Consider the following 24,680-nt stretch of genomic DNA (forward strand, 5'->3'; position numbering starts at 1 on the left):
ATGCATTTCAGACGATCTTCAGTTTAATGGTTTAAATTGCGAGTCGGTTTGACAAATTGAGTCAAAAAGAAGGTTTGAAAACTAGAAATTAAAGTAGAATGGCAGAAGTAACGAATATTTATTTCAACAATGAGGACCCTCATTGTAAGGAATTCGCGAAGGTGTTGAATGGAAAGGTGAACGAATACTTTAAGAATAAAGGCATATCAAAATATGGAAATGGAGAAATGTACTTCAAGACTGTTTTTATGCTGACTTTGTTTTTTGCTCCTTTTGCAGCGATTGTATATTTCGAACCCGTATGGTACATCGCACTAGGATTGGCCATCTTGATGGGACTAGGCATGGCAGGCATTGGCTTGGGGATTATGCATGATGGCAATCATGGGTCTTATTCTAAGCACAAATGGGTCAACAATTTGATGGGTTATACACTCAACCTTGTGGGTGCTAATGCTATGAATTGGAAAATTCAGCATAATGTAAAACACCATACCTACACCAATATTGAAGATCATGACGAAGATATTGAGCCAAAAGCTATTTTAAGGTTTTCACCAGCTACCCCACTGAAAAAAGTACATAAATACCAATACTTGTACGTATGGTTTTTCTATTCCTTGGGCACATTTTTTTGGGTTACGATCAAAGATTTTGCAAAAATCACGCGATACAAAAAAGAAGGAATTCTGCATAAAAATGTAGGAAGTGTAGCCAAGGAGTATTTTATCCTGATTATGACCAAGGTAATTTACTTCTCATGGGTAATTGGAATTCCTGTGATGTTTACCTCATATTCTGGCGGTGAAATTTTCTTAGGCTATTTCATCATGCATTTGGCAGCAGGGTTGGGTGTTGGTGTAATTTTCCAACCCGCTCATTTGTTACCAGAAGTAGAATACCCTGAGCCAGACGAAAACGGCAAAATGAAATATTCTCGTTTTGTTCATCAATTGTATACTTCCGTCAATTTTGCCAATTCAAATCCATTAGTGACTTGGTATGGTGGAGGATTGAATTATCAAGTGGAGCATCATTTATTTCCACATATATGCCACGTGCACTACAAAGCTATTGCGCCAATAGTTAAGGAGACTGCAGCCGAATTTAATATTCCATATCACGCAAAGGAAGGGTTCTTCGAGACAATGAGCGAGCATACCAAAATGCTTAAGTGGTTGGGAACGCCAGAGAGTCAGTTGGTGACTTCTTCCTAACCATTAGGGCTTGCTAAACCAAAATGGAATAGTGGCCAGATCGTATAATTTTTTATTCTGGACACTGTCTAGTCTTACTTTTTTGATATCTAAGATGTTTTCACCAATAGTAAATTGATTGGTTGGGATGACTGTGATCAAACCTTTTTGATTTTTACTGGGATGGTTGTAAAAGCGAAAACTGAGGTCCTGGTAGATTGAATCATTGATGCTGACTTGAAAAAGGTTGCTCAGGCACTCCAGAATGGAGGTATACTCTTCAGGTGAGTTTCTTCTGCTATTGATATTTAAACTTCCACCATCCAGAACCATGTCCAATTTCCAATTGAGTCCATCTTCTTTTTCAGGAACATAATCGGGACAGTGGCTTTGGATCATTGCGTTGTCGGAAGCATCGTATCTTAAGAATAGTTTTACGAAAGGTTGGTTGATTATGTCAGACTCCAAACTGGCTGTGTAAACAAACTCGTCTTCTGGTCTTAGGTTGTCATAATGGTTGGAAGACATATACAGCTCATGAGCTTCGTCTGGGTAATACGGATGCTGATCAAATTCGAATAGTAAAGAGAAAGTAAGAAAGAACGCCGCCACCCCATAAACCAGGCGTATTTTTCTCTTGGAAAATTTACTAATCATATAATAGTAAATGCTTCGACTGAGCACGGACAGGGTGACAAGATTGTAAAGCCTATAAAATGGGTAGTAAACTTTTGAAAACCACTTGATTTTTTTGAAAAAACCTAGCGTGAAGTAATCAATCATGTATATCAGACCAGTGATCAAGATCAGCGGAAGCATGGTAAGCGCCAGTACAGTTACTACAGAATCCATCCAATCTGATATATCTGCCAGTGCGTTGAGAATGACCGCCACCATGCCGAAGAATATCAAATACATGCCAAATGCCAACAGAATCGAAATCACCAAGAAGGCGAAGGCGAAAATTACACTGCATATCTCATCAAGTTTGATGACGAGTTGGTCAAGACTGATTACTTTTTTCTTCAACTTTTCGGTAAAAAAGTCACTGTAGTTAAGGTTGGAGAAATTGATTTTAGATTGCACCGAGCGCAGTCCAATGGTGCCAATCCAAAAGCCTCGAAGCATGAGGTGAGCAACCAAAAAGAAGGTGAGTGCCTCCAAAGATTTAAATAGCAGTCCTATGAATAAATAAAGCATACTGTACTGCCCTGAAGTCAGGTCATACTGATATTCGAGCTCTGTGATAAATCCTTCAAAGGAGATTGTGGCTTGAATCAGTAGGAAAATCGTAAATGCCGAAACGAGCAGTTCTAGCTGCCAGCTTTCCCTCTCTAGTTTATTCAGCCAATCACTGATTTGGTCTTTGGTTTTGTCGCTCATTTAGATACAGGTTTTCCTAAAATTAATAGAACTACACTTGAATCCAATTGAGCCGGTCTAGGTTTTTCTTATTCTGATTTTCCGAACGCCTGCTCCAAATCTGAGATGATATCTTCGATATGTTCAAGACCGGCCGAGATTCTGATCAGATTAGGGGCAATGCCAGTTGCAGCTCGCTCTTCGTCTGTCAATCGAGCATGTGTGGTAGAGGCAGGGTGCGTCACAATGGTACGCGTATCACCGAGGTTGGCAGTTAAACTACACATCTCAATACTATTGAGAAATTTCCTTCCTCTTTCTACTCCTCCCTTGATACCAAAGCATACCATGCCACCACCGCTTCGCATTTGCTGTTTGGCAATTTCGTGCTGTGGATGAGAAGGCAAAAACGGATATCTTACCCATTCTACATGGTCGTTAGCTTCTAGCCATTCGGCCAATTTTAGTGCATTGTCTCCATGTTTTTCCATGCGCACAGCCAAGGTTTCTAAACTTTTAGAAAGAACCCATGCATTAAACGGTGACAGTGCAGGTCCGGTACTTCTGCTGAAGGTATAAATTTCTTTGATCAGGTCTTCTCTTCCCACAATCATGCCTCCCATGACACGTCCTTGGCCATCCAAGTATTTTGTGGCGGAGTGTATTACCAAATCAGCACCGTATTGGATAGGTTGCTGAATGTATGGTGTTGCGAAGCAATTGTCTACGATCAGAATGAGATTGTTCTTTTTTGCGAATGCACCTGCAAACTCTAAGTCAATCAGTTCAATGCCGGGGTTGGTAGGTGTTTCTAAGAATAAGATCTTACTGTTAGGTTGAACTTTGGCTTGCCAGCTATCCGTATCGTCTAAATCCAAGTAGGTACTTTCTATTTTATACTTAGGAAGAAATTTAGTAATTACAGAGTGAGAGGACCCAAAGATTGAACGGCAGGAAAGGAGATGATCACCAGCGTTTAGCAAGGTGGCAAAAGTTGAAAAGACCGCAGCCATACCTGTGGCCGTTGCATATCCAGCTTCGGCACCCTCGAGTGCACACATCTTATCAATAAATTCTGTGGTGTTTGGGTTGGTAAATCGACTGTAGGTATTGCGGTCGATCTCTTCTGCAAAAGTAGCTCGCATTTCTTCGGCATCATCAAACACAAAACTCGATGTGAGGTACATCGGCGAGGCATGCTCTTTTTCGTGTGTGGTCTCGATTTGGGTTCTAATGGCGTTTGTCTCGAAGTGTTTGTACTTTTTCATAGAAAGGCCTTCAATAATTCTAACGGTTTTTTGCAAATATGTAAAGTTCATATCTAAAAAGGATTCTAACCGTGAACTATTATGGTACATTTATTAGGTTTGCGCCTTCAAATTTTACTATGAGCCAAACAGCCTCTTTATATCTGTATGATAAGCCTTTCGAACTAGAAAGGGGTGGAACTCTTCCACAACTAGAAATAGCGTATCATACCTATGGCGAAATGAATGCGGATAAGTCCAACGTGGTCTGGGTATTTCATGCGCTGACTGCTAGTTCTGATGCTTTGGATTGGTGGCCTGGTTTATTTGATCCTGACTGTGCTATCAATCCAGATAAACACTTCATTGTTTGTGCGAATATTTTAGGTTCAACTTACGGCACTACTGGTCCTCATTCCATAAATCCAAAAACTGGTAAACCTTATTTTTCTGATTTCCCTATGATCACCATTAGGGATATGGTCAAGGCACATCAAGTGCTGAGAGATTATTTAGGAATCGAAAAAATTGCCATTGGCATTGGAGGGTCGATGGGTGGATTTCAGACTTTTGAATGGGCCGTAGAAGAACCTGATACTTTTGATAAGCTGATTTTAGTCGCATCTGCTCCTAAGGAATCTCCTTGGAGAATAGGTACGCATGCGACACAGCGACTGGCTATTGAAGCGGATGCAACATGGAAGGATCATTCTGTGAATGCTGGTGCCAAAGGAGTTGCGGCATCTAGAGCAATTGGTATATTGTCTTATCGAAACCATCGAATATTTGAACAAACCCAGTCGGATACTGAAGAGAAAGTCGATGATTTCAAAGCAGAATCTTATATCCGCTACCAAGGTGATAAGTTGGTGAATCGTGGCTTTAGCGGTTACATGTTGTGGAATCTATCTAAGGCATTGGACAGTCATGATGTCGGCCGAGGTCGAGGTGGATTAATAGAAACGCTTGAACGTTTGAAAACGCCCATTTTGCAAATCGGTATTTCATCGGATCTGTTGTTTGCTATAGAAGAACAACGTACAATTTCAGACCATTTGATTAATGTCAGTTACCACGAAATTCATTCCAAGTTTGGCCACGATGGATTTCTTACTGAGACGAAGAAGATCAATCAATTGATCAGTGAGTTTATCTAAGGTTTTCTAACTGCCTTGCTCTTTCTTGCTTAAGAATCAATTCTCTTGTTATCATTGCGGGTTGCCAATAAAAATATTATCTATGATGAACTCTTTCGATCTTGAAAAAAGAGAAATTTATCTCCTGATTGTATTGATTCTAACATTTGTGAGTATCTATATGCTGGTCTTTGATTCCAAGATGGATATAGGTGGCGATAATTTTGAGTATCTAAACTATGCCAAGTCAATTTCCACTGGGCATGGATATGCTTCTCCCTATTCTTCTAAATATGAACCAGTAAACTGGTATCCTCCAGGTTATTCTGTACTGCTGGGCATGCTGATGACAGTGTTTGGAACAAACATCATTCTGTTCAAAGTACTAAACGGCTTCTTTCTTTGTGGTAGCCTCGTTTTGTTTTATTTCATTGTTAAAAAACTGACATCCAATTATTTGCTTGCATTTGCGGTCAATTTCTATCTCATTTTCAATATAGGTCTTCTCAAGTTTGGCTATATCATTATGTCGGAAATACCCTATTTGTTTTTGACAATGTTCGCTTTGTTTTTTCTTACCCACTATGATAATATAGTCCAGAAAAGGTTCTGGAATAAGACGCTGTTAGCGACGATATTATCGGTCGCTCTAGCCTATTATTTTAGAGGTATAGGCTTGTCTTTAGTGGCTGCAGTTGGAGTTTACTTCTTTCTGGGCAAGGAGTGGAAAACGCTGGCCATATATTCGGGAGGAGTGATTTTACTTCATTTGCCTTATCAAATTAGAAATATGATTCATGGGTTGAATGGAAGATATATCGAGGCGCTACTTCAAGTTAATCCCTGGCAGCCAGAATCTGAACAGGTAAGTTCATTTAGTAGTTTTCTGGATAAACTGATTTCAAATTTCACATTAGAAATTTTGAATGTATATCCGAAAATGATTTTGCCTATTCGTCAACTTCGAGAGTTCGGGGAGAATCAGATGTTAATATTAGGAGCTGTTTTTTTATTGGTGTCATTAACGGGAATCATCTTGACTGATAAAAGGTACAGATATCTCTTTTTGAGTTTTTACTTGTTCAATTTGTTTATCGTCTTGCTCTACCATTCGGGAAATGATTTTCGTTATCTGATTCCTTTGATTCCATTAATGGTTTTTGGTTTTTTGAATGCGCTAAATGAATTGATTAATAAAATCAGAGTTCGACAGCAAGCTGTGGCCATCCTGATAGTTATAGGAGGTCTGATGATGGTGCCAAGAATGTATGAATTTCATATTATCGCCAAGCGTGAATATCATGATAAGTTCAAAACATTTATTGAAATAGCTGAGCATATTAAGTCATTGGGCTATTCGAATATCACAATCGCAACAAGAAAACCGGGGATACTTCATTACTATTCAGGAGCTTATGTACATCGCTATAAGTTTAGCCCTGATTCAGACGAGGTAATGGTAGATTTAGTGAATAATAATGTTGATTTTGTTTTTTTTGATGCGCTAGGTTATGGGTCGAATTATAACTACTTGCTTCCAGCCTTGAGAGAATACCAAAACCACTTTCGTGTGTTGAAAAGAATTGATAAACCGAGAACTTTGTTATTACAGTTTGATAGAATGAAGGTGAAAAAAATAATGGAGAAAAAGGGAATGCTATGATGGGTGTTCTAATCAATGGATAGCTTACATTATTCTAATAATTTATCTTCGTGTGACAAAAGTTACAAACTGTAAACTGCGGCTGGCGTACATTTGTAACAAGAAACCCAAAAAAGGAATTAACTATGAAAATAGAACAGATATATACAGGTTGTCTCGCGCAAGGCGCCTACTACATTCAGAGTGAAAATGAAGCGGTCATTATTGACCCTTTGAGAGAGGTTGATTCTTATGTAGAAAAAGCAAAGGAGAACGGGGCGACCATCAAGTACATATTTGAAACACACTTTCACGCCGACTTTGTGTCAGGGCATGTGGATCTGGCGAAAAAAACAGGAGCAAAAATAGTTTTCGGACCAACTGCGACAACGGAATTTGATAGCCATATCGGAGCTGACAACGAAATATTCGAAGTTGGTAAAGTAAAAATCAAATTGCTTCATACGCCAGGGCATACTATGGAGAGTAGCACGTTTTTACTCATTGACGAAGAAGGTAGAGAGAAAGCTATTTTTTCTGGGGATACTTTGTTTATCGGAGATGTGGGAAGGCCTGATCTGGCAGTTAAGTCGGATTTATCAGAAGAAGATTTAGCAGGTCATCTCTTCGACAGCCTTCGGCAAAAAATCATGACTTTGCCTGATGATGTGGTGGTGTATCCGGCACACGGCGCAGGATCAGCTTGTGGAAAAAACATGTCTTCTGAGACCTGGGATACTCTGGGTAGTCAAAAGAAAATCAACTATGCCTTGAGAGCTGATATGACCAAAGAAGAGTTTATCAAAGAAGTGACAGAAGGTATCTTGCCTCCACCACAGTATTTTGCTAAAAATGCCATGATGAACAAATCTGGTTATGAAAGTATAGATAAAGTGATGGCTACTGGAACTGTTCCTTTAGATGTAGAGACGTTCGAAGCCATGGCCAATCACGAAGGTGCTCTGGTTTTGGATACGCGCCATCAAAATGAGTTTGTGAAGGGACATATCCCTAATTCGATTTTTATAGGGATAGATGGAAGCTTTGCTCCGTGGGTAGGTGCTTTGATTACTGACTTGAAGCAACCGATTGTTTTTCTGGCTGATGAGGGAAGAGAAGAGGAAGTGGTAACTCGTCTATCCAGAGTTGGATATGATAATACTTTAGGATACCTAAAAGGAGGGTTTGCCGCTTGGCAAGCGGCAGGTAAGGAACTGGACACCTTGGAGTCTATTTCACCGCAAGAGTTTGAAAGTAGAATGAACCAAGGCGAATTAGAGGTGCTAGATGTGAGAAAGCCTGGAGAGTTTCAAGCAGAGCATGTAGATCAATCGGTTACATTTCCTTTAGATTTTATAAATACCCACATGGGTGAAGTAGACAGCAATCATAAATACTATGTGTATTGTGCAGGGGGATATCGCTCAGTAATTGCTTCTTCGATATTGAAATCTAGGGGTATTCACGACCTCGTGAATGTAGAACAGGGATTCAAAGGAATTAGTCAAACCAAAATAAAAACAACGGACTATGTATGTCCATCAACTTTAAAATAAGAGAAGATGTATCAAAACATTGACGAAATTGATTTTGCAGAGAAGTTTGAAGCTGACGACAACGGTGTTTTGTTAGATGTGAGAACACAAGAAGAATACGACGGTGGGTTTATTGCCGGTTGTGAGTTGATGGATATTTTTCAACCAGACTTCAAAACAAAGTTGGAAGGGTTGGACAAATCTAAAAACTACTACGTGTACTGTCGAAGTGGAAACCGGAGCGGACAAGCTTGTGGCTTGATGGCGCAGATGGGATTCACAGGTGAGTTATATAATTTGGATGGTGGAATCATGGGTTGGACCCAGGATTTGGAATATTAATTTTCACTAAAAAAGATTGGTAATGATAGAATTGGTTGAATGGATAAAGCAACCCTGGGAGTGGTATGTCGCAGGGCCAATGATTTCCCTTGTAATGTTCTTACTGCTCTACTTTGGGAAAGAATTTGGTGTGTCAGGCAACTTGAGGACGATGTGCAGCATCGCTGGCGCTGGTAAAGTCAGCGAATTTTTTCGATTCGATTGGAAAGGCCAATTGTGGAACTTAGCGTTTGTTTTAGGTGGTTTAATAGGCGGTTTTATTGCCAAAGAATATTTGAGCGACTCAACTGTGGTTGGTATTTCACAGGAAACTATTGCTCAACTAAAATCCATGGGAATTGAAAAACCAGGGTCATCATATTTGCCATCAACGATATTTTCTTGGGATGCATTGACTACTCCCAAATATGCCATGATGTTAGTGGTTGGAGGTATTTTGGTTGGTTTTGGAACCAGATATGCAGGAGGTTGTACTTCTGGTCATGCCATCAGCGGCCTGAGCAATTTGCAGTTTCCAAGCTTTATTGCCGTAGTAGGCTTTTTTATTGGAGGGTTGATCATGACCCATTTGATTCTCCCACATATTTTAACTCTATAACCCAGAATTGATGAAAGTTATAAAATATCTATTGACGGGAATAGTGTTCGGGATTGTACTCACAAAATCAGAGGTAATCTCTTGGTATCGCATTTATGAAATGTTCAATTTCCAATCTTTCCACATGTTTGGCATTATTGGATCGGCCGTTATCCTGGGTATTGTGATTACACAAAGTATCAAGGGCTTCAATCTGAAGTCGATCAAAGGAGAGCCAATCAAGATCAATCCCAAGTTTCCTGATTTTTGGCGTTACCTCTTAGGAGGAACATTCTTTGGTCTAGGCTGGGCTATGACTGGCGCATGCCCAGGGCCCATGTTTGTCTTGGTTGGCAATGGAGCTTCGGTCTTTCTATTAGTTATAGCTAGTGCTATGTTTGGAACTTTTCTTTATGGGGTGTTACGGAAGTATTTGCCCCATTGAGAGAAATATTTACCTAGCGTAAAAATTGAACACTTTATTGTTTTAAGGGGTAGCCATACTTAGCTTAACTATTATCTTTAAGTTTATATCTAATCAATTTTTGAGACCATGGCTACCGACCAACTTAATATTGTATTCTATGTTTTCATAGGCATTTTTTCTATTACTGCTATCTTGACCTTCCTAGGCATTACAGGAGTAATTAAATCCATTCAGCCCAAACACCTCAATGCTCTTTTCGCAGGGTTGATCTTAGAAGTGGTTTCGGCAGTCATCTTTACTTACAAACAGATTGATTTTAGTTGTCAGACAGAAAATGTCATAGATGAACTGGGTGAAAACGTAGTGGGCTGGCCAATTGAGTCCGAACTGGATCATAAAGTGGCCAAACTTGAAGAGGCATTGGTAGACGGTCAAACAAGTGCTTTGGAAGTAAAAAGGCTGGCCAACGAAAGAGATCAGTTAAAAACAAAGCTGGACACTTGTGAGGAGTCCCAAAGCAGTACTAATACGGAGCTGACCACTTTGGATAAAGTATTCTATTCTAATGTCATCAAGCTGAGAATAATTTCGGAGAAATTTCGTGGACGAACCATCAATTTAATTTGGGATAAAGCCAATAAAGGAGAGGTTTATCAAACACTGGGGCAGATATTCCTGGATTTAGGCCATGTAGGTCCCAACGACCAACTGTCCGATGACTACATTATAGCGAAGTATATCAAATTTGCCAATGACAGCGGCTGGGACTATCTCCTGAAGAAAAACGAAACGGGTGACTACAATCAAGTGCTTTTGGATGAATATGCCACTACCATTTTCCTCAGGAAGTACCTGAATCAGCGATATCCGCTAAAAAAAGAATAGGTCAAGTGGAAGTTCTCTTTAGGTAACTACTTCAGTGCGACTACGGCTACGGATGTCGTAACAACTCCGGCAATGAAAAAATAGAACCGAGATCTTTTGGCTGATTCCACATCTGCTCTGAGCTGAATAGCTGTCTTTTTTTCGGCGATTAACTCGTCGTCGTTACTCAAAAGTTTTTGTCGCCAAAATTCTGCTTCTAAGTTTTTTATTTGAGCAGCACTATCGGCCAATTCAATTCTTTCCTGGTAATCATTGGTTAGTTGCTTGTACTTCTCAATTCTGATGGAGTCAAACTCAGATTTGGTTTCTAAATCTAAAAATTCAATCACCTTTTGCTTAGGCATATAATATAGCACTTGGTTAGAGGTATTGGTGAAAGATTTTCCGGGATGCACGGTGCCAACGTTCTGAGCACTTGCGAAATAAAAGCTAAAAACAGCGAATGTTGAAATAAGTAAGAATTGTCTCATTAGGCTTGATTAGATTAGTTGAGTAGTCTGGTTAAAATTTCTTCTTCCGTCAGTGTTTTGTTTTTGGCGAGTGCTTCATGTTCCTGTTGGTCGACATCTAAAATTTCCTGTCTGATTCGAGCAGTTTTATAGTCTATGTATTCCATTTTGGCCTTGAGCGCCTCGAACTTGCTGTCATACTCATCTTTAACTCTGTCCCATTCTTCCCTTTTTATGCTATGCTCGTGATCTACCTGAGCCATTTGCTCTTCGACATTTACTTTGGAACTATTGAATAATTTTGCTTTAAAAGCTGCAAGTCCACCGATCATAGTAGCAAATACTGCACCGATTTCGGCTTTAAAGAATACTACAAGTACCACCGCCAAAATTACGGCTAGCACTATCACGATTGTTTTAATAGATTTAGTCATGCTGGTTCTTTTTTCAATCTGGTTCGCTTCCTACAGTTTCCGTACCATCCGAATTCAATGTTACAGCCTTTGGGTCTGCTGTTTTTGAAGTGGCTATTATAGTAGCCAACTTTTGCTTGGATTCAAGTTGTTTGCTCAATGTTTCCTTTTCTGTTGAGTCTCTTTTCTCTGAGATTCTGAAAACTTCTTTCATACCAAAAATGAGTGCCCAAATGGTTGTATTAAATGTCATCCATTGCCCGCCATTGATGCCAAATTCAAACGTTTTCCCACCTACTTCAATGACGTCATGATTGAGAAGTAGCCAGGTTGATATCCAGGTAGCGCCTATCAGTCCCCAAACTTTCACGCTGATTAGGGTGAAAAGGAGTTTGGATCCCCATTTTGCCCAAAAACCCGTTTCTCCAATGATAAATTCTTCTTTTTTTTCCATTTGTTTATGAGGTTAGTTTTACTAGTCGTTGCCAGGTGCGAGCGCCTACCACACCATCTACTTGTAATTGTTGATCTTTTTGAAACCGTCGTATGGCTGCGAGTGTTTTTATACCATGAATACCATCTACAGGGCCTGCAGCATATCCGAGCTTATTAAGTCTTTTTTGAATTTCCTTTAAGGTTTTCTCTACTTTGACAACTTCTTCGTCTGAAATATCATTCCGCTTATCTTCTACCCATTTTTGAAGTACATAACCTGGGCAAGCAGGTTTGCCAAAATGATAATGACCATAAACATCTTGATTGGTGAAATTAAATGCATTGATCAGATAATCCACCAGTTCGCTCAGCGACTGTATCTGCTCTTTTGTGGGTTCTGATGTGCCCAGATCATATTCGGGACCATCAAAATTGCCCTGAATCATAATGCCAATCGATTCTTTGTTATGGTTTCCTACATGCCAGGTGATGCTGGAGAGTTCATTGGCCTGTACAATTTCGCCGTCTTTTCTGATGCCGTAGTGGTAACAAAAATGAGGGCAGCCCTTGCTCGAAATATGGTTAGGACTGATGTGATAATTGTTCACGCCTTCGATGGAGCCTTCACCTAATTCTTGGTGCACAACAATTTTCTGGATTTTTGAGAGGTCTCTAGTTGCCCACCGCCTTGTGGCGTGCCAAGGCAACTTGTTGATTAGGTTTTCTATTTTAATCATTTGATTATGAGTATTTATAGCATGAAATAACTCGCTATTGGTTGTGATACTTTAGTAATTTAATGAATAAATCAGAAGCAGCAAAGGCCCGAACTGATCATGAAAATAGTAAATGATCAACTCAAATTATTAAGGGGTATGGGACTAAAAAATTAAAATAAATAAAACACTTCCAGGTCCTCCAATACAATGAGGATGAAGCTTGAAAAGTATTTACCACATTAATTCATAGGTTGGAATCTACTCACTCCGCAAATATTTTACTGGACTGACCAACGAAGCTTTGACTAGTTGATAGCCAATAGTAGCCATGGCCAATAAAAACAAGGCTAAGCCCGAACCAATAAATAGGCCTGGGGCCACTGGTATGCGGTAGGCGAAGTCTTCCAGCCATTCAATAGCTAAGAAGTAGGTAATAGGCCAGGCAATAACGTTGGCTATGACAATCAGAAATACATACTTTCTAGCCAATAATAAAACCAGTTGATTCAAGGGAGCACCTAATGCCTTTCTGATTCCGATTTCTTTGAGCCTGTTTTGTATGGAGAAGGCCACCAGTGCATACAAGCCCAAGCAGGCCAATACTACTGCCAATGACGAAGCTGCAGAGATCAGTGTGGCAATCTTTTCCTCCTTTTCATACATGGCCCGGATACCAGCATCGACAAAACTGGCCTCAAAAGGTAAGTCGCCGGCTATCTCATGCCAGTCACTTTCTAGTGATAGCATCGTTTGTCTTAGGTCGTTTCCTTGAACTTTGATGAGTACCTGCTCCAGGTTGACAAAGGGCATTACAATTCCCATGGGTCCAATGGGTGTATGCAAAGAGCCAAAATGAAAGTCTTCGACTACACCTATGACGACTCGTTCTCGATTGTTAAAATTGACCTTTTGTCCAATGGGAGATGTAAGGCCTAGTTCTGCAACTGCCGACTGATTGAGTACCAAGCCAATTTCTTCATCAGTTGCGAAGTCTCTGGAAAAAAACCGACCTTCTTTCAAATTTATACCAGAAACCTCCAAGAAATCGTATTCCGATTGGTAGTAGGACAGCTGATGCGCATCATCTCTGGACTGGTCACTCAACCAGGCTGGGCCGCTAGAGGCAGATCCGTCAAAGGCGTGACTGAGCCTGGTGAGTCCGGAGACACGTGAATTAGCTAGTAATTTATTTCGTAAAGCTTCATAGTGCCCTTCTTCGGCTCCTATTCGCAGCTTTACTAAATTCTCGCGATCAAAACCTAGGGATTTGTTTTGAATGTATTCAACCTGCGAGGTCACAATGACCGTTGATATGATCAAACATAAAGCAACGACAAATTGAAAAACGATGAGACCTTTTCTAAGCCACGCGCCAGAATTGAAACTAACCTGATAGCCTTTCAATGCAAGTATCGGGCTAAAAGTAGCCAATACAAAAGAAGGATAAATTCCGGCCAGGAGACCTATGAGTATGGTGCCAGCAAGAAAAAAGGGAAGAGATTTGAATAACTCCAAATGAGAATAATCGAGACCTAACGAAAACAATTGATTGAAATAGGGACCAAAGAGCACAAGTGTAATCATGGCCAATCCCAGACTAATCAGGCTGATCATCATAGATTCTATTAAAAACTGCTTGGATACTCTTGACCTCACGGCTCCAAGTACTTTTCTAATACCAATCTCTTTTCCTCTACGCAAAGACATTGCCGTGGATAGATTCATAAAATTGCAACTCGCCACCAGGAGAATAAGGAATACCACTACGCTCAATCCCAAGATAGTGGACCGGTTGCCAATCCGTATAGAGTCACCCATATTGGAGTAGTTGGAAGAACCTAGATAAATGTCTTGGAGAGGTTGGAGAATCACGTCTATTTTGACATCAGGTGAGTTCTGGTAATTGGATTTATACAATTCAGAAATTTGTATTCCAATCGCTTCAGGGTTTTGGTTTGATAATTCCACGTAAGTCCAAAATCCTGCCCAGCCCCAGCTGTTGAGGTCAGCCAAATAGCCATCAGGCACGACATAGGTAGGGAAGGAAATCAGGAGGTCGAACACGATATGAGAGTCCGAGGGGATGGGGGCTAGTATTCCTGTGACTTTCAAAGTGGTCTCATTTTCGAGTATGATGAGCTTCCCCATGGGGTCTTGATCTCCAAAAAACTTCTTGGCAATCGTTTCTGTCAACACAATGTTGCCGGGCTCATCTAGTGCTGTGCTGCGATCGCCAGCTACAAGTGGGAAATCAAACATCTCTAAAAAAAGCGAATCGGCATAGAATCCATTGCCCTGATAGAATGATCGATCATTGACCGTGTAGAGTACATCGTCGGTATAGCGAAGCCTTGTAGTTCGTTCTATGCCTGCGAAGTTGGCTCGAATAGCTGGGGCAAGGGCAGGAGGGGTTCTTGCCCATAGATTAGTTCGATTGGGTCGTTCAAATCGGTTGGTGACGCGGTAGATGTTGTCCGCTTTACTATGAAACTGATCGAAAGTCAGCTCCTTCTTAACAAAAGAAAAAATGAGGAAACAACTGGCCAAGCCGAGCGCCAGGCCAAGGATGTTGATGCTGGCAAATACTTTGTTCTTTTTCAGCCCTCTGAGAGCCACGAGGATGTAATTTCTTAACATGGGTGTAGTGTTGAGTGTCGTGTTTGAGTTTTTTCTTTTGAGTGTGAATTGGTTGATGAAGCGGAATACAGTCAGCCAGTAAAGCAGTCGTGTTCGAAAAAGCCCTTTCTTTTCCACTTGATCATCAAACCATTCGTGCAAATCGCCAAGAATGGATTCTGCCAGATCATTCTGACAGTACCAGCTGAAAAAACGATCTGCCCAGCGCGGTGGTTTGTGAGCCTTTTTCATTCTATAATAAAATTCGGGATCATGTTCCAAAGCAGATTTCTCGAAGCTCTGGATTCTTGCAAAGCCGACTTGCCCATGGCAGTAATGGTGAAAAGTCTTTTTCTCCTACCGCCACGCGCGGTACTGCTTCCTCCAACCTGGGATTGCACATAGCCCTTTTCTTCCAGTCGATAGAGTGCGGTGTGTACACTGCTTAGCGTGACTGCACGCTTCAGTTTTTCTTCTATGGCATTAGTGATCGATAGGCCATAAGCCTCATCGTGCTGTGCCGCCACTAGCAGCAATACGATCTCTTCAAACTCTCCTAGTGAGTATTTCATTATTTACCTATTTGTAAAACAACTAAACTCTAGACGAGTAGGTTTGGAGAAAGGTTACGTATTTTCCTGTTGGTGTCTGATAATACCCCGTCGTCCTCGTTTACAACGAGAACGAATCGTGAAAAGCATTTGCAATACGCGAATAGTAATAAGAATCAAATAGCAACAAATGCATATTCAACTGCTGTCTTCGCCCACTACATATCAATATGATTGATATTTTCAAACGGCGCAGGTATCTGATCAGGCTTTTCGTCAATCAGCTGAAGGATGTCTCTGGTAATGCCTCTTGATATGTTAGATATTGGTACATCGTTCGGTGTGCCTTCAAATGGATTTTCTCCAGCCAGACCTATACGTAACATCGTATTGAATACCCAAATGACAATGACCGTAAATGGTATGTTGAACCAGATGAAATAGGCACTAATTAGAGGATGGTTTTCGGCCAGTTTTACGCCCATGCCTTCGAAGGCAGGGATAATAGCCATAGGCAACAACCACATAAAAATATGAACGAAATGATAGCCTATGCTGCCATATTGTTTGGGATAGGGGAAATTTTTTATGCGTTCAGATTTGCCCTGTAATGCTGTTAGCTCCTGAAGCAATTGTTGAAGATTCAAAAGAGAAAAGTCCCATATTTTACGCTCATCTGTCAATTTTCTTAAATGCTTAGATTGAAGGCTAATAATCGCATTTGGCTTGTTGTCTTGGGACATTACGAAATCATACTCCTCTTTTGATAAGTTGGATGCTAGCTCATCTTCCATGGGTGCTTCATGCTCAGGTATCATATACTTTATTGTCGTATTTTTATGTTTCGAGTCATAGGAAGCTTCCCAGTTTTTTTTACTTCTCATTGCATATCGCAAAGCCGTTAGCCAGGCCACGTGCCTTTTGGTGATCGCTCGTAATGCATTTGTTTCATCCTGAGTCTCTGAGGGTCGATGAATGTAAAAGCTATCTCGCACAGTGATGACGAAGCTCCGTGAGGTATTCACGATGCCTCCCCATATTTTTCGGGCTTCCCATATTCTGTCGTAGGCCGCATTGTTTTGAAATCCAATCATGAAAGCTACTGCGGTGCCTATGAGCCCTACAGGAGTCAAAGGAATCTGCAACCATTTAATATCTAACAATTCATAAAGCGCAGTGATAACTGTCGCCAATACGATAAAGAAAATCAATTCTCTTTTAGTCCAGATGAGGACGGACTTAAATGGAAACCTCCGTTGTACGTACATACCTTTTTGTTTTTAGTGAGTAAGAAGGATTACCAGAGACATCCTTCGGCTTATTGATCGAGACAAAATTAAACCTAAATTTTTCCCTTAAGCATTTCTTCAAGTTCTTGATGATTCTCCCAGAAATTGTCGGATATAGCTTGGATGAGTTTTGGAAACTCAGGATGGTCAGCCATCCGTCTTAAGATAGGGTCTTTATCTAAAAAGAGCACAAACCAATACATGTAGTTTTCTTGCTTAGAGAAGGCAGTAAAATGTTCGATACCCTTTTCTATATCTCCAATATAGGCGTAATAGGCAGAAAGCAATAGGTCCTTGTAGATCGAAGTGTCATTATTTGAATAGTCGAAGTAGCTTTCAAGATATTGCTGTGATTTTTCTGTTTGGCCCAACTGCTCCAGTACATAGGCTATTTTGAGGTCTTCAGCACCATATATGTCCAGATCCAGAGACTTTTTGATACTTACGAATTTGTCATAGAACGCCCAGGCACCCTCATAATCGTGCTGCATATAGCAAACCTTGGCTATTTCCTGTAGGATATGCAATTGTGTGGTGTCCTTATTCCAGGATTGAATCAGTGACTCCCGGGCTGACTGAAGGTTGAAGTTTCCTGCCAATTTTATATATGCATAAAGAGTTTCTGAGTAAAGATTCTCAGGATAATGAGCTAGTGATTTTTTGACGTATTGTTCAGCTTCTACTATAAATCCGTTTTGTGCTAGCGCATTGCTAAGGTGTAGATAGGTGAAGCTGGTAGTAACTGAATCCTGTCCCGCCACACCAGCTTGAATACCCTGTAAGGCATGCTCAAGATATTTTTCCGTGTTGGGTATATACGTCGTATAGATGTCGGTCAGGAAGTTGTGAATCCACCCTGAGTGTGGGCTGAGAACTAGTACCTTTTCAAAGTATTGAATGGCGAGCTGATATTGCTTGTCTTGCATATAAAACAAGGCCTTGGCTATCAGGCTTTCAGCCACATTTGGATCCAATAACATGGCCCGGTCGGCATAGGTATTAATTTCAAGTCTGTATTGTTTGTTGGCCTGAAATAGATCCAGATAGTAATAGCAAATGGCGACAAAGGCATAGGCATGGGCAAACTCTTCATCTTCTGCTATGGCCTGTTGGAATAGCTCAACTGCCTCGAGTAGGCCTTCATAGCTTTCTTCTCTGGCATATTGTTGTCCTTTTAGGTATAAATCATAAGCCTTTAGGTTTTCAGTAGGAATTTTCTCCATCCGTTCGGCTTCTTCTGGTGTGATCGTGGCTTCGATTTGTGAAGCGATACTTTTGGCTACCTCTGTTTGAAGCTGAAAAATATCTTTCGACAGGCGTTCATATCGCTCAGACCAAATCGGTCGATCCTTTTTTGCGTTAATCAGCTGAACGGTGAGCAAAATCTGATCGCCAATTTTCTGACCGCTGCCTTCGAGAAAGTAGTTGACATTTAGTTCCTCTGAAAGCTCGGGGATTGTTCGAATCACTTCGCGATACTTTTCGGTCGTTGTCCGGCTGGTGACTTTCATGTCTTCAATCTTCTGCAGGTGGTTCAGTATAGCATCGGTTACACCGTTGATCAGATAGACATTCGAAGCATCATCGCTATTGTTTTTGAAGGGTAGTATAGCAATGGTTTTCTCTAATGGTTTATCGGAAGGCTCTTCTCTTAGGGTGAAAACGAAATACAGAATAACAGAAACAATCAGGGCTGAGAAAATTGTAATAGCCAAGACAGGTTTCTTCTTTTTGAAAGGAGTCTGCTGCTCTTTCTGTTTTACACTTCTTTTGCTCTCCTCACCCGGAGGATAACCAAACTGCTCTCGAAAACATTTGGTAAAATAGGAGGTACTACTGAAACCCACCTTGTATGAAATTTCGGAGATGTTCAACGTACCTGCATTCAGTAAATCCTTTGCATGATAAAGGCGAACCTGACGAATCAGAAGACTCACCGAAAGATCCGTGGCACTTTTCACTTTTCGTAGCAGATTCGATCGGCTCATGCTGATTTTGTCAGCCAACTCGGTCACGCCAAAATTCTCGTCTGATAGATTTTCTTCAATAGCAGTAATCACTTTGCTGAGAAACTCATTTTTGGCGTACGGAAAATCCGGCATTTGTCTTTGTTTAGGTAGGTACAATAGTCGACAAGAAATTGGCTATTTCCAAGCCTTTGAATCAGTCAAAAAAGCCTATTTGCGTCATAGTTTATAGTTGTGCATCATAGTTTTTAGAGAAGATGCATAGGTGATAAATCTTGCCGCATCATTGATTTTAGTCCTTTCAAGGCTTTCAGAACTTTGTTTCATCAAAATTAAAGTAGAAATCTAAAAACAAAATAATCATGAAAAATCTAACATTTAACTCAATCGAAAACTGGTCTAATATGATCATGGTTGTGTTTTTTTCCGCCTTGGCTTCTTGCCAATCGAATGCTGAGACATCAAATAATACCTCAGACTCAGACATGCCATCCATGACCATTCATGAAGCTGTCTTCATGGGAAATTTTGAAGCAGTAAAAGCACATGTAAAAGCCAAAACTGATTTGAATGAGAAAGATGCCTATGGCTCAGCACCGTTATCTATAGCAGCTACCTTTGGCAAAACAGATGTGGCAAAACTTTTGATCAATTCTGGAGCTGATTTGAATATAAAAAGTGCAGATGGGTCTACACCGTTGCATACTTCTAGTTTCCTATGCAGAGTGGAAATTGTAAAAGCATTGCTTGATAAAGGTGCGGATTTGACAATCAGAAACAATTTTGGTTCTACGGCTTTAGAATCGGTTTCTGGTCCTTTTCAGGAGGTAAAAATGGTGTATGAGCAACTGAGTAAAAACCTTGGACCATTTGGTTTGAAATTGGACTTCGATTATATCGAGAAGACGCGTCCTCAGGTGGCTGATATGCTTAGTGCTAAAAAAATAAATAAGTAGACATGTCAGTAGATAATAGAAGATACGACATCGACTGGTTGAGAGTCATTGCGATAGGATTGTTACTCATTTATCATATCGCCATAGGGTTCCAGCCTTGGGGAGTGTTTATTGGATTTATTCAGAATAATGAGGCATGGGAGGGGATATGGGTTCTCATGTCCATGCTGAATGTATGGCGAATACCATTGCTATTTTTTGTGTCGGGTATGGGCGTGTACTTCGCTATCCAGCGACGCAATTGGAAACAGCTATTAATTGAAAGGTCGAAGAGAATTTTTCTTCCCTTTGTGTTTGGCATGTTGGCCATAGTGCCTCTACATATATTATTGTGGCAAGAATACTATCATCAGGATAGGAGTTATATTTTTAATCCTGCTCATTTGTGGTTTCTTGGTAACATATTCATCTATGTATTAGTGCTTTCCCCATTATTTTTCTATCTGAAAAAGAACAAGGATGGAGTCTTCCAACGTATGCTTCAAAAACTGTTCAGCACACCCTTAGGGTTGTTGGTAGTTATGGTTCCTTTTGCGCTGGAAGCCATGATTGTCCAACCTGATAATTTTGAAATGTACGCCATGACCATGCATGGTTTTTGGTTGGGGCTCGTTGCCTTTCTGGTCGGTTTTTGTTGTGTATATAGCGGACTAACCTTTTGGAATACCGTGACCAACTACCGATGGGTACTTTTGTTATTTGCCGGGGGCTTATATATAGTCAGATTACTTTTGTTTGAGTTAAAAAGCCCTGATTACCTCATGGCAATAGAATCCAACTTTTGGATATTTACAATTTTCGGGTTTGGGCATAAATACCTCAACAAGCCCAGTAATTTGCTGACTTATTTGAGTCAAGCAGCTTACCCCATTTATATCATTCACATGGTGTTTTTGTATCTGGGTTCTGTGTTTTTATTTACAACAGACCTTTCAGCGTCAATCAAATTTTGGGGCTTGGTTGTGTTTACCAATATCGCCTGTTATCTGACTTATGAATTTGTAATTCGTCGCGTCAAAATTTTACGACCATTGTTTGGGTTGAAAGCATAAAAAAAGCCCATTTCGAGTGATCGAAATGGGCTTTGATATTTTGTAAGTGGCGAGGAATTACCCCGCCACTCTGAGTTTGTTCAACTTAGACTTTTCGAATTTCTCTTCTGCATAAGCTCTGGTCACGACCAGTTTCTTAGCGTCTTTCTGAGAAGGTAGTTCAAACATCGCATCGTTGATGATGGCTTCACAAATGGAGCGAAGCCCGCGAGCACCCAGCTTGAATTCAAGTGCTTTTTCAACCACATAGTCCAATGCACCCTTCTTGAATTCAATTTCAATGCCTTCCATATCAAACAACTTGGTGTACTGTTTCACCAAAGCATTTTTAGGTTCTGTCAGGATCTGACGGAGTGCCTTGTCATCCAATGGGTTCAAGTGTGTCAATACTGGCAAACGACCGATCAACTCAGGAATCAATCCGAAGCTCTTCAAGTCCATTGCTGTGATGTATTGCAACAAGTTGTCTTTGTTTACTTCTCCGTAAGTGTCAGTTTTCTTATTGTTGAATCCAAGTGGGCGAGTATTCAAGCGCGTCGCAATATTTCTGGCTATTCCATCAAATGCTCCACCACAAATGAATAAAATGTTCTCTGTGTTCACAGAAATCATCTTCTGATCCGGGTGTTTACGTCCACCTTGGGGAGGCACATTCACAGAAGTACCTTCCAAAAGTTTCAATAATGCTTGTTGTACCCCTTCACCACTTACATCTCTGGTGATGGATGGGTTATCAGACTTACGAGAAATCTTGTCCAACTCATCGATGTATACAATACCTCGCTCAGCAGCTTCTACATCGTAGTCAGCCGCCTGGAGTAGGCGAGTCAGGATGCTTTCTACATCTTCACCTACGTAGCCCGCTTCTGTGAGTACAGTCGCATCAGCAATACAAAATGGTACCTGAAGGATTTTGGCGAGTGATCGGGCCAGGTAAGTTTTTCCTGTTCCAGTCTCTCCGACCATCACAATATTCGATTTTTCAATCGTCACCTCATCGTCTTCCGCTGGCTGAGACAATCTCTTGTAGTGGTTATACACCGCTACAGAGATCACTCGCTTAGCTTCGTCCTGACCAATCACAAACTGGTCGAGGTGTTCTTTCATTTCAATGGGTTTGATGAGGTTGAAGTTCGGTGCATCAAGATTGCTCTTGGTGTTCGATTCCTCGCTCAATATTTGATTGGCCTGTGCGATACATTTGTCACAAATGTGAGCATGTATCCCTGAAATCATCAAATCAACATCTTTCTTATTCCTACCACAAAATGAACAGGTTACTTGAGCCATATCTCCCCTTTATTTTAAAAATTTTTCAAAGATAACGATTAATCGTCAGCTTTTCGTTCCAGAACCTCATCGATCAAACCATATTTTTTAGCCTCAGAGGCCTTCATCCAATAGTCACGATCAGAATCTTTCTCGATCTGGTCATAAGTTTTGCCACTATGCTTAGAAAGTATCTCGTACAAGTCTTTCTTTACCGAAAGTGTCTGCTTCAATGAAATTTCCATATCAGAAGCCTGTCCTTGCATGCCTGCCATAGGCTGGTGGATCATAATTCTGGCATGTGGTAGAGCAGCTCTCTTGCCAGCAGCACCTCCAGCTAGCAAAACAGCACCCATAGATGCAGCCAAGCCTGTACAGATAGTGTTCACATCAGGATTTACATAGTTCATGGTGTCATAGATGCCTAGTCCTGCATATACAGATCCTCCTGGACTATTTACATAAAGTAAGATATCCTTTTTTGCATCTACTGATTCCAGGAAAAGTAACTGCGCTGTAATGATATTGGCAATGTTGTCATCTACACCCATACCTAAGAAGATGATTCTGTCCATAATGAGTCTTGAAAATACATCAATCTCACGGAAGTTTGTCGGACGTTCTTCGATGACCGCTCGCGTCATATTCTCGATATGACCAGTGTATTGATCGAATGTGTTTCCATTTATGTTTTGGCCTTTTACGGCGAAATCTCTGAATTCTTTTTTATCCATTTCTATTGGTGTTATATACAGGTACAAAAAAACTAAAAAAGTCCATAATACAAAGGGCTTTGATTAAAGACGGTGCACGAAGGTAAAAGTTTATGTGTTTTATGTACTACCTTCTCTTATATTTCAAACCCTGCTTTGGTTTCGTGTCCTCACGAACCATAGTTTTCCATGATATGGCTTGTGAAGACACAAGCCAGAGCTTTTTAAACTTCTTAAAAAAAGAAAAACCTGCCTACCATCAAATGATGACTAGACAGGTTTTTATAAAACAAGGTATTATTCTTAAGCTTTTTCTCTGTACTCGTCAGCAGTTACTTCTTTCGCCTTGATAGAGATATTTTCTTTGATGTGGGCCATCACCTTGTCGTTGAATACTTTTTCATTCAACTTCATGTAATTCTGACCTTCTTCACCTTTCAAGTAGTTATCAGCAAATGAATCGATGTTTTGTTCCATCGCTTCAGACATGCCCATAGAACCAAACTGTACTCTGATCATGTTCTTTGCTTCTTCCACTACTTCTTCATGCTCTACTTTGATCTCGCTATCTTTTGAGATCTTGTTTTTGATCAATGACCATTTCAAGTCATTGGCGTACAATGGATAGTCTGTATCAATCTGCTCTTGAGTCAAATTGTTTTTGTTGGAAAGAGCCAACCACTTCTTCAAGAAAGTATCAGGCAATTCCATCTTAGTTTTTTCGATGAACTTGTCTCTGATTTTTAGTTCGGTGTAGCCTTCAGTTTCTTTCACGTAGTTTTCGCTAATCGAAACTTTGATTTTCTCTTTGAACTCTTCTTCTGACTTCACGGCATCTTTTCCAAATGTCTTGTCAAACAAGTCCTGGTTGATTTCTGCACGATCAGTTCTGTTTACTTTCTTAACCTCGAATTTGATCTTGCCAGTCAATCCTTGGTTAGTAGCTAGAAAAGCATTTCTCTGATCTTCGTTTTTGATGGCTTTAGCCGGATCAAATTCAATTACATCACCGGCTTTTTTACCGATCATGTCTTTCTGAACCTTTTTCTCTACGTGATCGAAATCCAGTAGTGTTCCAGACGCATTCTCGTCATCACCTTCGATGATGATTTCACCGTAAAGAGAATCGCCATCTTCTGAAACCTCTGGGTTGGTCGTTTCTCCGAATTGCTTTTGTAGATTAGCTACCGTCTCGTCGATCAATTTGTCTTCGATCTTGATAGAGAAAGTGTCTACTTTCAGCTTGCTGTCTACTTTCAAGTCAAATTCGGGAGCGATGCCAATTTCGTATTCAAAGTCGAACTCTTTTCCATTTTCCCAATCCAGGTCAGCAGCTTTTTCAGCGTTTGGAAGTGGATCTCCTAAAATTTGGATGTCATTCTCTTTGATGTAATCCATTACTTTGTGAGAAACCATTTGATTGATTTCTTCTACCAAGATGGACTTGCCGTACATTTTGTTGATCAGACCTTGAGGAACTTTCCCAGGACGGAATCCTTTGATCTGAGCCTTCTTGCTGTACTCCTTTAGTTTTTCTTCAACTTTGGGTTGATAATCAGCCTCCTTTAAATTAATTTTAATAAGAGCCTCTGTTTTCGATTTTTGATCTAATTGAATGTCCAAAATTGTGATCTTTTATGGTATGAATTCAAAAAATTAAAAACCCTCTAGCCTGAACAATTACAGGAAAGAGGGTGATTATTTGTGCGGATGGAGGGACTCGAACCCCCATGCCTCGCGGCGCTAGATCCTAAGTCTAGTGCGTCTACCAATTTCGCCACATCCGCATGCGTGAAATTTTTGGAAGTGCAAAGCTAGGAAGATAATTCAATTAGGCAATAGGTGATAGGAAATATTTTTTGTTTTTTTCTATCTCGAAAATGAGAAGGTTTGGAAGTAACT

23 protein-coding genes and 1 tRNA gene are annotated in these 24,680 nt (G+C 40.5%); 10 read left to right on the forward strand and 14 right to left on the reverse strand.

What is annotated here, in order from left to right:
- Positions 1 to 98: 98 nt before the first annotated feature.
- Positions 99 to 1,217, forward strand: coding sequence for a fatty acid desaturase family protein (locus ACO6S2_RS07940; protein WP_422361965.1), 1,119 nt, complete (start codon positions 99 to 101; stop codon positions 1,215 to 1,217).
- Positions 1,218 to 1,220: 3 nt separating this feature from the next.
- Here ACO6S2_RS07940 and ACO6S2_RS07945 read toward each other — a convergent pair whose 3' ends face one another.
- Positions 1,221 to 2,579 carry a hypothetical protein gene (locus ACO6S2_RS07945; protein WP_422361966.1) on the reverse strand — a complete coding sequence of 453 codons (1,359 nt, stop codon included), beginning with the start codon at positions 2,577 to 2,579 and terminating at the stop codon, positions 1,221 to 1,223.
- A gap of 68 nt (positions 2,580 to 2,647) precedes the next feature.
- On the reverse strand, positions 2,648 to 3,826 hold the full coding sequence (locus ACO6S2_RS07950) for an O-succinylhomoserine sulfhydrylase (RefSeq protein WP_422361967.1): 1,179 nt from the start codon (positions 3,824 to 3,826) through the stop codon (positions 2,648 to 2,650).
- A 119-nt stretch (positions 3,827 to 3,945) separates the two neighbouring features.
- Between ACO6S2_RS07950 and ACO6S2_RS07955 the strand changes: the two genes are divergently transcribed.
- The 7 genes from ACO6S2_RS07955 to ACO6S2_RS07985 all read left to right on the forward strand — a co-directional run bounded on the left by ACO6S2_RS07955 (position 3,946) and on the right by ACO6S2_RS07985 (position 10,349).
- Positions 3,946 to 4,962 carry a homoserine O-acetyltransferase family protein gene (locus ACO6S2_RS07955; protein WP_422361968.1) on the forward strand — a complete coding sequence of 339 codons (1,017 nt, stop codon included), beginning with the start codon at positions 3,946 to 3,948 and terminating at the stop codon, positions 4,960 to 4,962.
- 82 nt (positions 4,963 to 5,044) lie between these two features.
- The gene (locus tag ACO6S2_RS07960) at positions 5,045 to 6,604 is read left to right on the forward strand and encodes an ArnT family glycosyltransferase (RefSeq protein WP_422361969.1); all 1,560 of its coding nucleotides are present in this window, start codon (positions 5,045 to 5,047) and stop codon (positions 6,602 to 6,604) included.
- 125 nt (positions 6,605 to 6,729) lie between these two features.
- On the forward strand, positions 6,730 to 8,139 hold the full coding sequence (locus ACO6S2_RS07965) for an MBL fold metallo-hydrolase (RefSeq protein ID WP_422361970.1): 1,410 nt from the start codon (positions 6,730 to 6,732) through the stop codon (positions 8,137 to 8,139).
- 6 nt (positions 8,140 to 8,145) lie between these two features.
- Positions 8,146 to 8,460 carry a rhodanese-like domain-containing protein gene (locus ACO6S2_RS07970; RefSeq protein ID WP_422361971.1) on the forward strand — a complete coding sequence of 105 codons (315 nt, stop codon included), beginning with the start codon at positions 8,146 to 8,148 and terminating at the stop codon, positions 8,458 to 8,460.
- Positions 8,461 to 8,482: 22 nt separating this feature from the next.
- On the forward strand, positions 8,483 to 9,058 hold the full coding sequence (locus tag ACO6S2_RS07975; RefSeq protein ID WP_422361972.1) for a YeeE/YedE family protein: 576 nt from the start codon (positions 8,483 to 8,485) through the stop codon (positions 9,056 to 9,058).
- Between the two features lie 10 nt (positions 9,059 to 9,068).
- A complete protein-coding gene (locus tag ACO6S2_RS07980) occupies positions 9,069 to 9,482 on the forward strand; it encodes a DUF6691 family protein (RefSeq protein WP_422361973.1) in 414 nt (137 codons plus the stop codon).
- A gap of 108 nt (positions 9,483 to 9,590) precedes the next feature.
- Positions 9,591 to 10,349 carry a hypothetical protein gene (locus ACO6S2_RS07985; protein ID WP_422361974.1) on the forward strand — a complete coding sequence of 253 codons (759 nt, stop codon included), beginning with the start codon at positions 9,591 to 9,593 and terminating at the stop codon, positions 10,347 to 10,349.
- A gap of 26 nt (positions 10,350 to 10,375) precedes the next feature.
- On the opposite strand, the gene ACO6S2_RS07990 is transcribed toward ACO6S2_RS07985, so the two are convergent.
- The 8 genes from ACO6S2_RS07990 to ACO6S2_RS08025 form a co-directional block, all read right to left on the reverse strand.
- Entirely contained in the window at positions 10,376 to 10,819 is a 444-nt protein-coding gene (locus ACO6S2_RS07990) for a hypothetical protein (RefSeq protein WP_422361975.1), read from the reverse strand.
- A gap of 14 nt (positions 10,820 to 10,833) precedes the next feature.
- Positions 10,834 to 11,232: a hypothetical protein gene (locus ACO6S2_RS07995; protein ID WP_422361976.1), complete on the reverse strand. Its 399-nt coding sequence runs from the start codon at positions 11,230 to 11,232 to the stop codon at positions 10,834 to 10,836.
- A gap of 13 nt (positions 11,233 to 11,245) precedes the next feature.
- Complete coding sequence (locus ACO6S2_RS08000) at positions 11,246 to 11,665, reverse strand: hypothetical protein (RefSeq protein ID WP_422361977.1); 420 nt, start codon at positions 11,663 to 11,665, stop codon at positions 11,246 to 11,248.
- Between the two features lie 4 nt (positions 11,666 to 11,669).
- Positions 11,670 to 12,383, reverse strand: a complete 714-nt coding sequence (locus tag ACO6S2_RS08005) for an N-acetylmuramoyl-L-alanine amidase (protein WP_422361978.1) — start codon at positions 12,381 to 12,383, stop codon at positions 11,670 to 11,672.
- Positions 12,384 to 12,623: 240 nt separating this feature from the next.
- Positions 12,624 to 15,233, reverse strand: coding sequence for an ABC transporter permease (locus ACO6S2_RS08010; RefSeq protein WP_422361979.1), 2,610 nt, complete (start codon positions 15,231 to 15,233; stop codon positions 12,624 to 12,626).
- The gene (locus ACO6S2_RS08015) at positions 15,230 to 15,553 is read right to left on the reverse strand and encodes a PadR family transcriptional regulator (protein ID WP_422361980.1); all 324 of its coding nucleotides are present in this window, start codon (positions 15,551 to 15,553) and stop codon (positions 15,230 to 15,232) included. The genes ACO6S2_RS08010 and ACO6S2_RS08015 overlap by 4 nt, the downstream gene beginning before the upstream one ends.
- Positions 15,554 to 15,750: 197 nt before the next feature.
- The gene (locus tag ACO6S2_RS08020) at positions 15,751 to 16,800 is read right to left on the reverse strand and encodes a bestrophin family protein (RefSeq protein ID WP_422361981.1); all 1,050 of its coding nucleotides are present in this window, start codon (positions 16,798 to 16,800) and stop codon (positions 15,751 to 15,753) included.
- Between the two features lie 74 nt (positions 16,801 to 16,874).
- Entirely contained in the window at positions 16,875 to 18,923 is a 2,049-nt protein-coding gene (locus ACO6S2_RS08025; protein ID WP_422361982.1) for a helix-turn-helix domain-containing protein, read from the reverse strand.
- A 227-nt stretch (positions 18,924 to 19,150) separates the two neighbouring features.
- Between ACO6S2_RS08025 and ACO6S2_RS08030 the strand changes: the two genes are divergently transcribed.
- Both ACO6S2_RS08030 and ACO6S2_RS08035 read left to right on the forward strand, forming a co-directional pair.
- Positions 19,151 to 19,744: an ankyrin repeat domain-containing protein gene (locus ACO6S2_RS08030; RefSeq protein ID WP_422361983.1), complete on the forward strand. Its 594-nt coding sequence runs from the start codon at positions 19,151 to 19,153 to the stop codon at positions 19,742 to 19,744.
- A gap of 2 nt (positions 19,745 to 19,746) precedes the next feature.
- A complete protein-coding gene (locus tag ACO6S2_RS08035) occupies positions 19,747 to 20,796 on the forward strand; it encodes an acyltransferase family protein (RefSeq protein WP_422361984.1) in 1,050 nt (349 codons plus the stop codon).
- A 57-nt stretch (positions 20,797 to 20,853) separates the two neighbouring features.
- On the opposite strand, the gene clpX is transcribed toward ACO6S2_RS08035, so the two are convergent.
- The 4 genes from clpX to ACO6S2_RS08055 all read right to left on the reverse strand — a co-directional run bounded on the left by clpX (position 20,854) and on the right by ACO6S2_RS08055 (position 24,565).
- Entirely contained in the window at positions 20,854 to 22,086 is a 1,233-nt protein-coding gene (gene clpX, locus ACO6S2_RS08040; protein ID WP_422361985.1) for an ATP-dependent Clp protease ATP-binding subunit ClpX, read from the reverse strand.
- 38 nt (positions 22,087 to 22,124) lie between these two features.
- Positions 22,125 to 22,799: a ClpP family protease gene (locus ACO6S2_RS08045; protein ID WP_420579715.1), complete on the reverse strand. Its 675-nt coding sequence runs from the start codon at positions 22,797 to 22,799 to the stop codon at positions 22,125 to 22,127.
- A gap of 282 nt (positions 22,800 to 23,081) precedes the next feature.
- Complete coding sequence (tig, locus tag ACO6S2_RS08050) at positions 23,082 to 24,401, reverse strand: trigger factor (protein WP_422361986.1); 1,320 nt, start codon at positions 24,399 to 24,401, stop codon at positions 23,082 to 23,084.
- A gap of 82 nt (positions 24,402 to 24,483) precedes the next feature.
- Positions 24,484 to 24,565: transfer RNA gene (locus ACO6S2_RS08055), tRNA-Leu, on the reverse strand.
- Between the last annotated feature and the right edge of the window lie 115 nt (positions 24,566 to 24,680).

This window comes from Reichenbachiella sp., assembly GCF_965233835.1.
In the GTDB taxonomy this organism is placed as follows: domain Bacteria; phylum Bacteroidota; class Bacteroidia; order Cytophagales; family Cyclobacteriaceae; genus Reichenbachiella.

Bases quoted from the DNA above. Each gene is read 5' to 3' on its own strand.
- ACO6S2_RS07955 (WP_422361968.1), top strand. From the start codon at position 3,946: ATGAGCCAAACAGCCTCTTTATATCTGTATGATAAGCCTTTCGAACTA.
- ACO6S2_RS07985 (WP_422361974.1), top strand. From the start codon at position 9,591: ATGGCTACCGACCAACTTAATATTGTATTCTATGTTTTCATAGGCATT.
- clpX (WP_422361985.1), bottom strand. From the start codon at position 22,086: ATGGCTCAAGTAACCTGTTCATTTTGTGGTAGGAATAAGAAAGATGTT.
- ACO6S2_RS07965 (WP_422361970.1), top strand. From the start codon at position 6,730: ATGAAAATAGAACAGATATATACAGGTTGTCTCGCGCAAGGCGCCTAC.
- ACO6S2_RS07940 (WP_422361965.1), top strand. From the start codon at position 99: ATGGCAGAAGTAACGAATATTTATTTCAACAATGAGGACCCTCATTGT.
- ACO6S2_RS08020 (WP_422361981.1), bottom strand. From the start codon at position 16,800: ATGTACGTACAACGGAGGTTTCCATTTAAGTCCGTCCTCATCTGGACT.
- ACO6S2_RS07945 (WP_422361966.1), bottom strand. From the start codon at position 2,579: ATGAGCGACAAAACCAAAGACCAAATCAGTGATTGGCTGAATAAACTA.
- ACO6S2_RS07960 (WP_422361969.1), top strand. From the start codon at position 5,045: ATGATGAACTCTTTCGATCTTGAAAAAAGAGAAATTTATCTCCTGATT.
- ACO6S2_RS08015 (WP_422361980.1), bottom strand. From the start codon at position 15,553: ATGAAATACTCACTAGGAGAGTTTGAAGAGATCGTATTGCTGCTAGTG.
- ACO6S2_RS07950 (WP_422361967.1), bottom strand. From the start codon at position 3,826: ATGAAAAAGTACAAACACTTCGAGACAAACGCCATTAGAACCCAAATC.
- ACO6S2_RS08030 (WP_422361983.1), top strand. From the start codon at position 19,151: ATGAAAAATCTAACATTTAACTCAATCGAAAACTGGTCTAATATGATC.
- ACO6S2_RS08005 (WP_422361978.1), bottom strand. From the start codon at position 12,383: ATGATTAAAATAGAAAACCTAATCAACAAGTTGCCTTGGCACGCCACA.
- ACO6S2_RS07995 (WP_422361976.1), bottom strand. From the start codon at position 11,232: ATGACTAAATCTATTAAAACAATCGTGATAGTGCTAGCCGTAATTTTG.
- ACO6S2_RS07980 (WP_422361973.1), top strand. From the start codon at position 9,069: ATGAAAGTTATAAAATATCTATTGACGGGAATAGTGTTCGGGATTGTA.
- ACO6S2_RS07975 (WP_422361972.1), top strand. From the start codon at position 8,483: ATGATAGAATTGGTTGAATGGATAAAGCAACCCTGGGAGTGGTATGTC.
- ACO6S2_RS08045 (WP_420579715.1), bottom strand. From the start codon at position 22,799: ATGGATAAAAAAGAATTCAGAGATTTCGCCGTAAAAGGCCAAAACATA.
- ACO6S2_RS07990 (WP_422361975.1), bottom strand. From the start codon at position 10,819: ATGAGACAATTCTTACTTATTTCAACATTCGCTGTTTTTAGCTTTTAT.
- ACO6S2_RS08035 (WP_422361984.1), top strand. From the start codon at position 19,747: ATGTCAGTAGATAATAGAAGATACGACATCGACTGGTTGAGAGTCATT.
- ACO6S2_RS08025 (WP_422361982.1), bottom strand. From the start codon at position 18,923: ATGCCGGATTTTCCGTACGCCAAAAATGAGTTTCTCAGCAAAGTGATT.
- ACO6S2_RS08010 (WP_422361979.1), bottom strand. From the start codon at position 15,233: ATGAAAAAGGCTCACAAACCACCGCGCTGGGCAGATCGTTTTTTCAGC.
- ACO6S2_RS08000 (WP_422361977.1), bottom strand. From the start codon at position 11,665: ATGGAAAAAAAAGAAGAATTTATCATTGGAGAAACGGGTTTTTGGGCA.
- ACO6S2_RS07970 (WP_422361971.1), top strand. From the start codon at position 8,146: ATGTATCAAAACATTGACGAAATTGATTTTGCAGAGAAGTTTGAAGCT.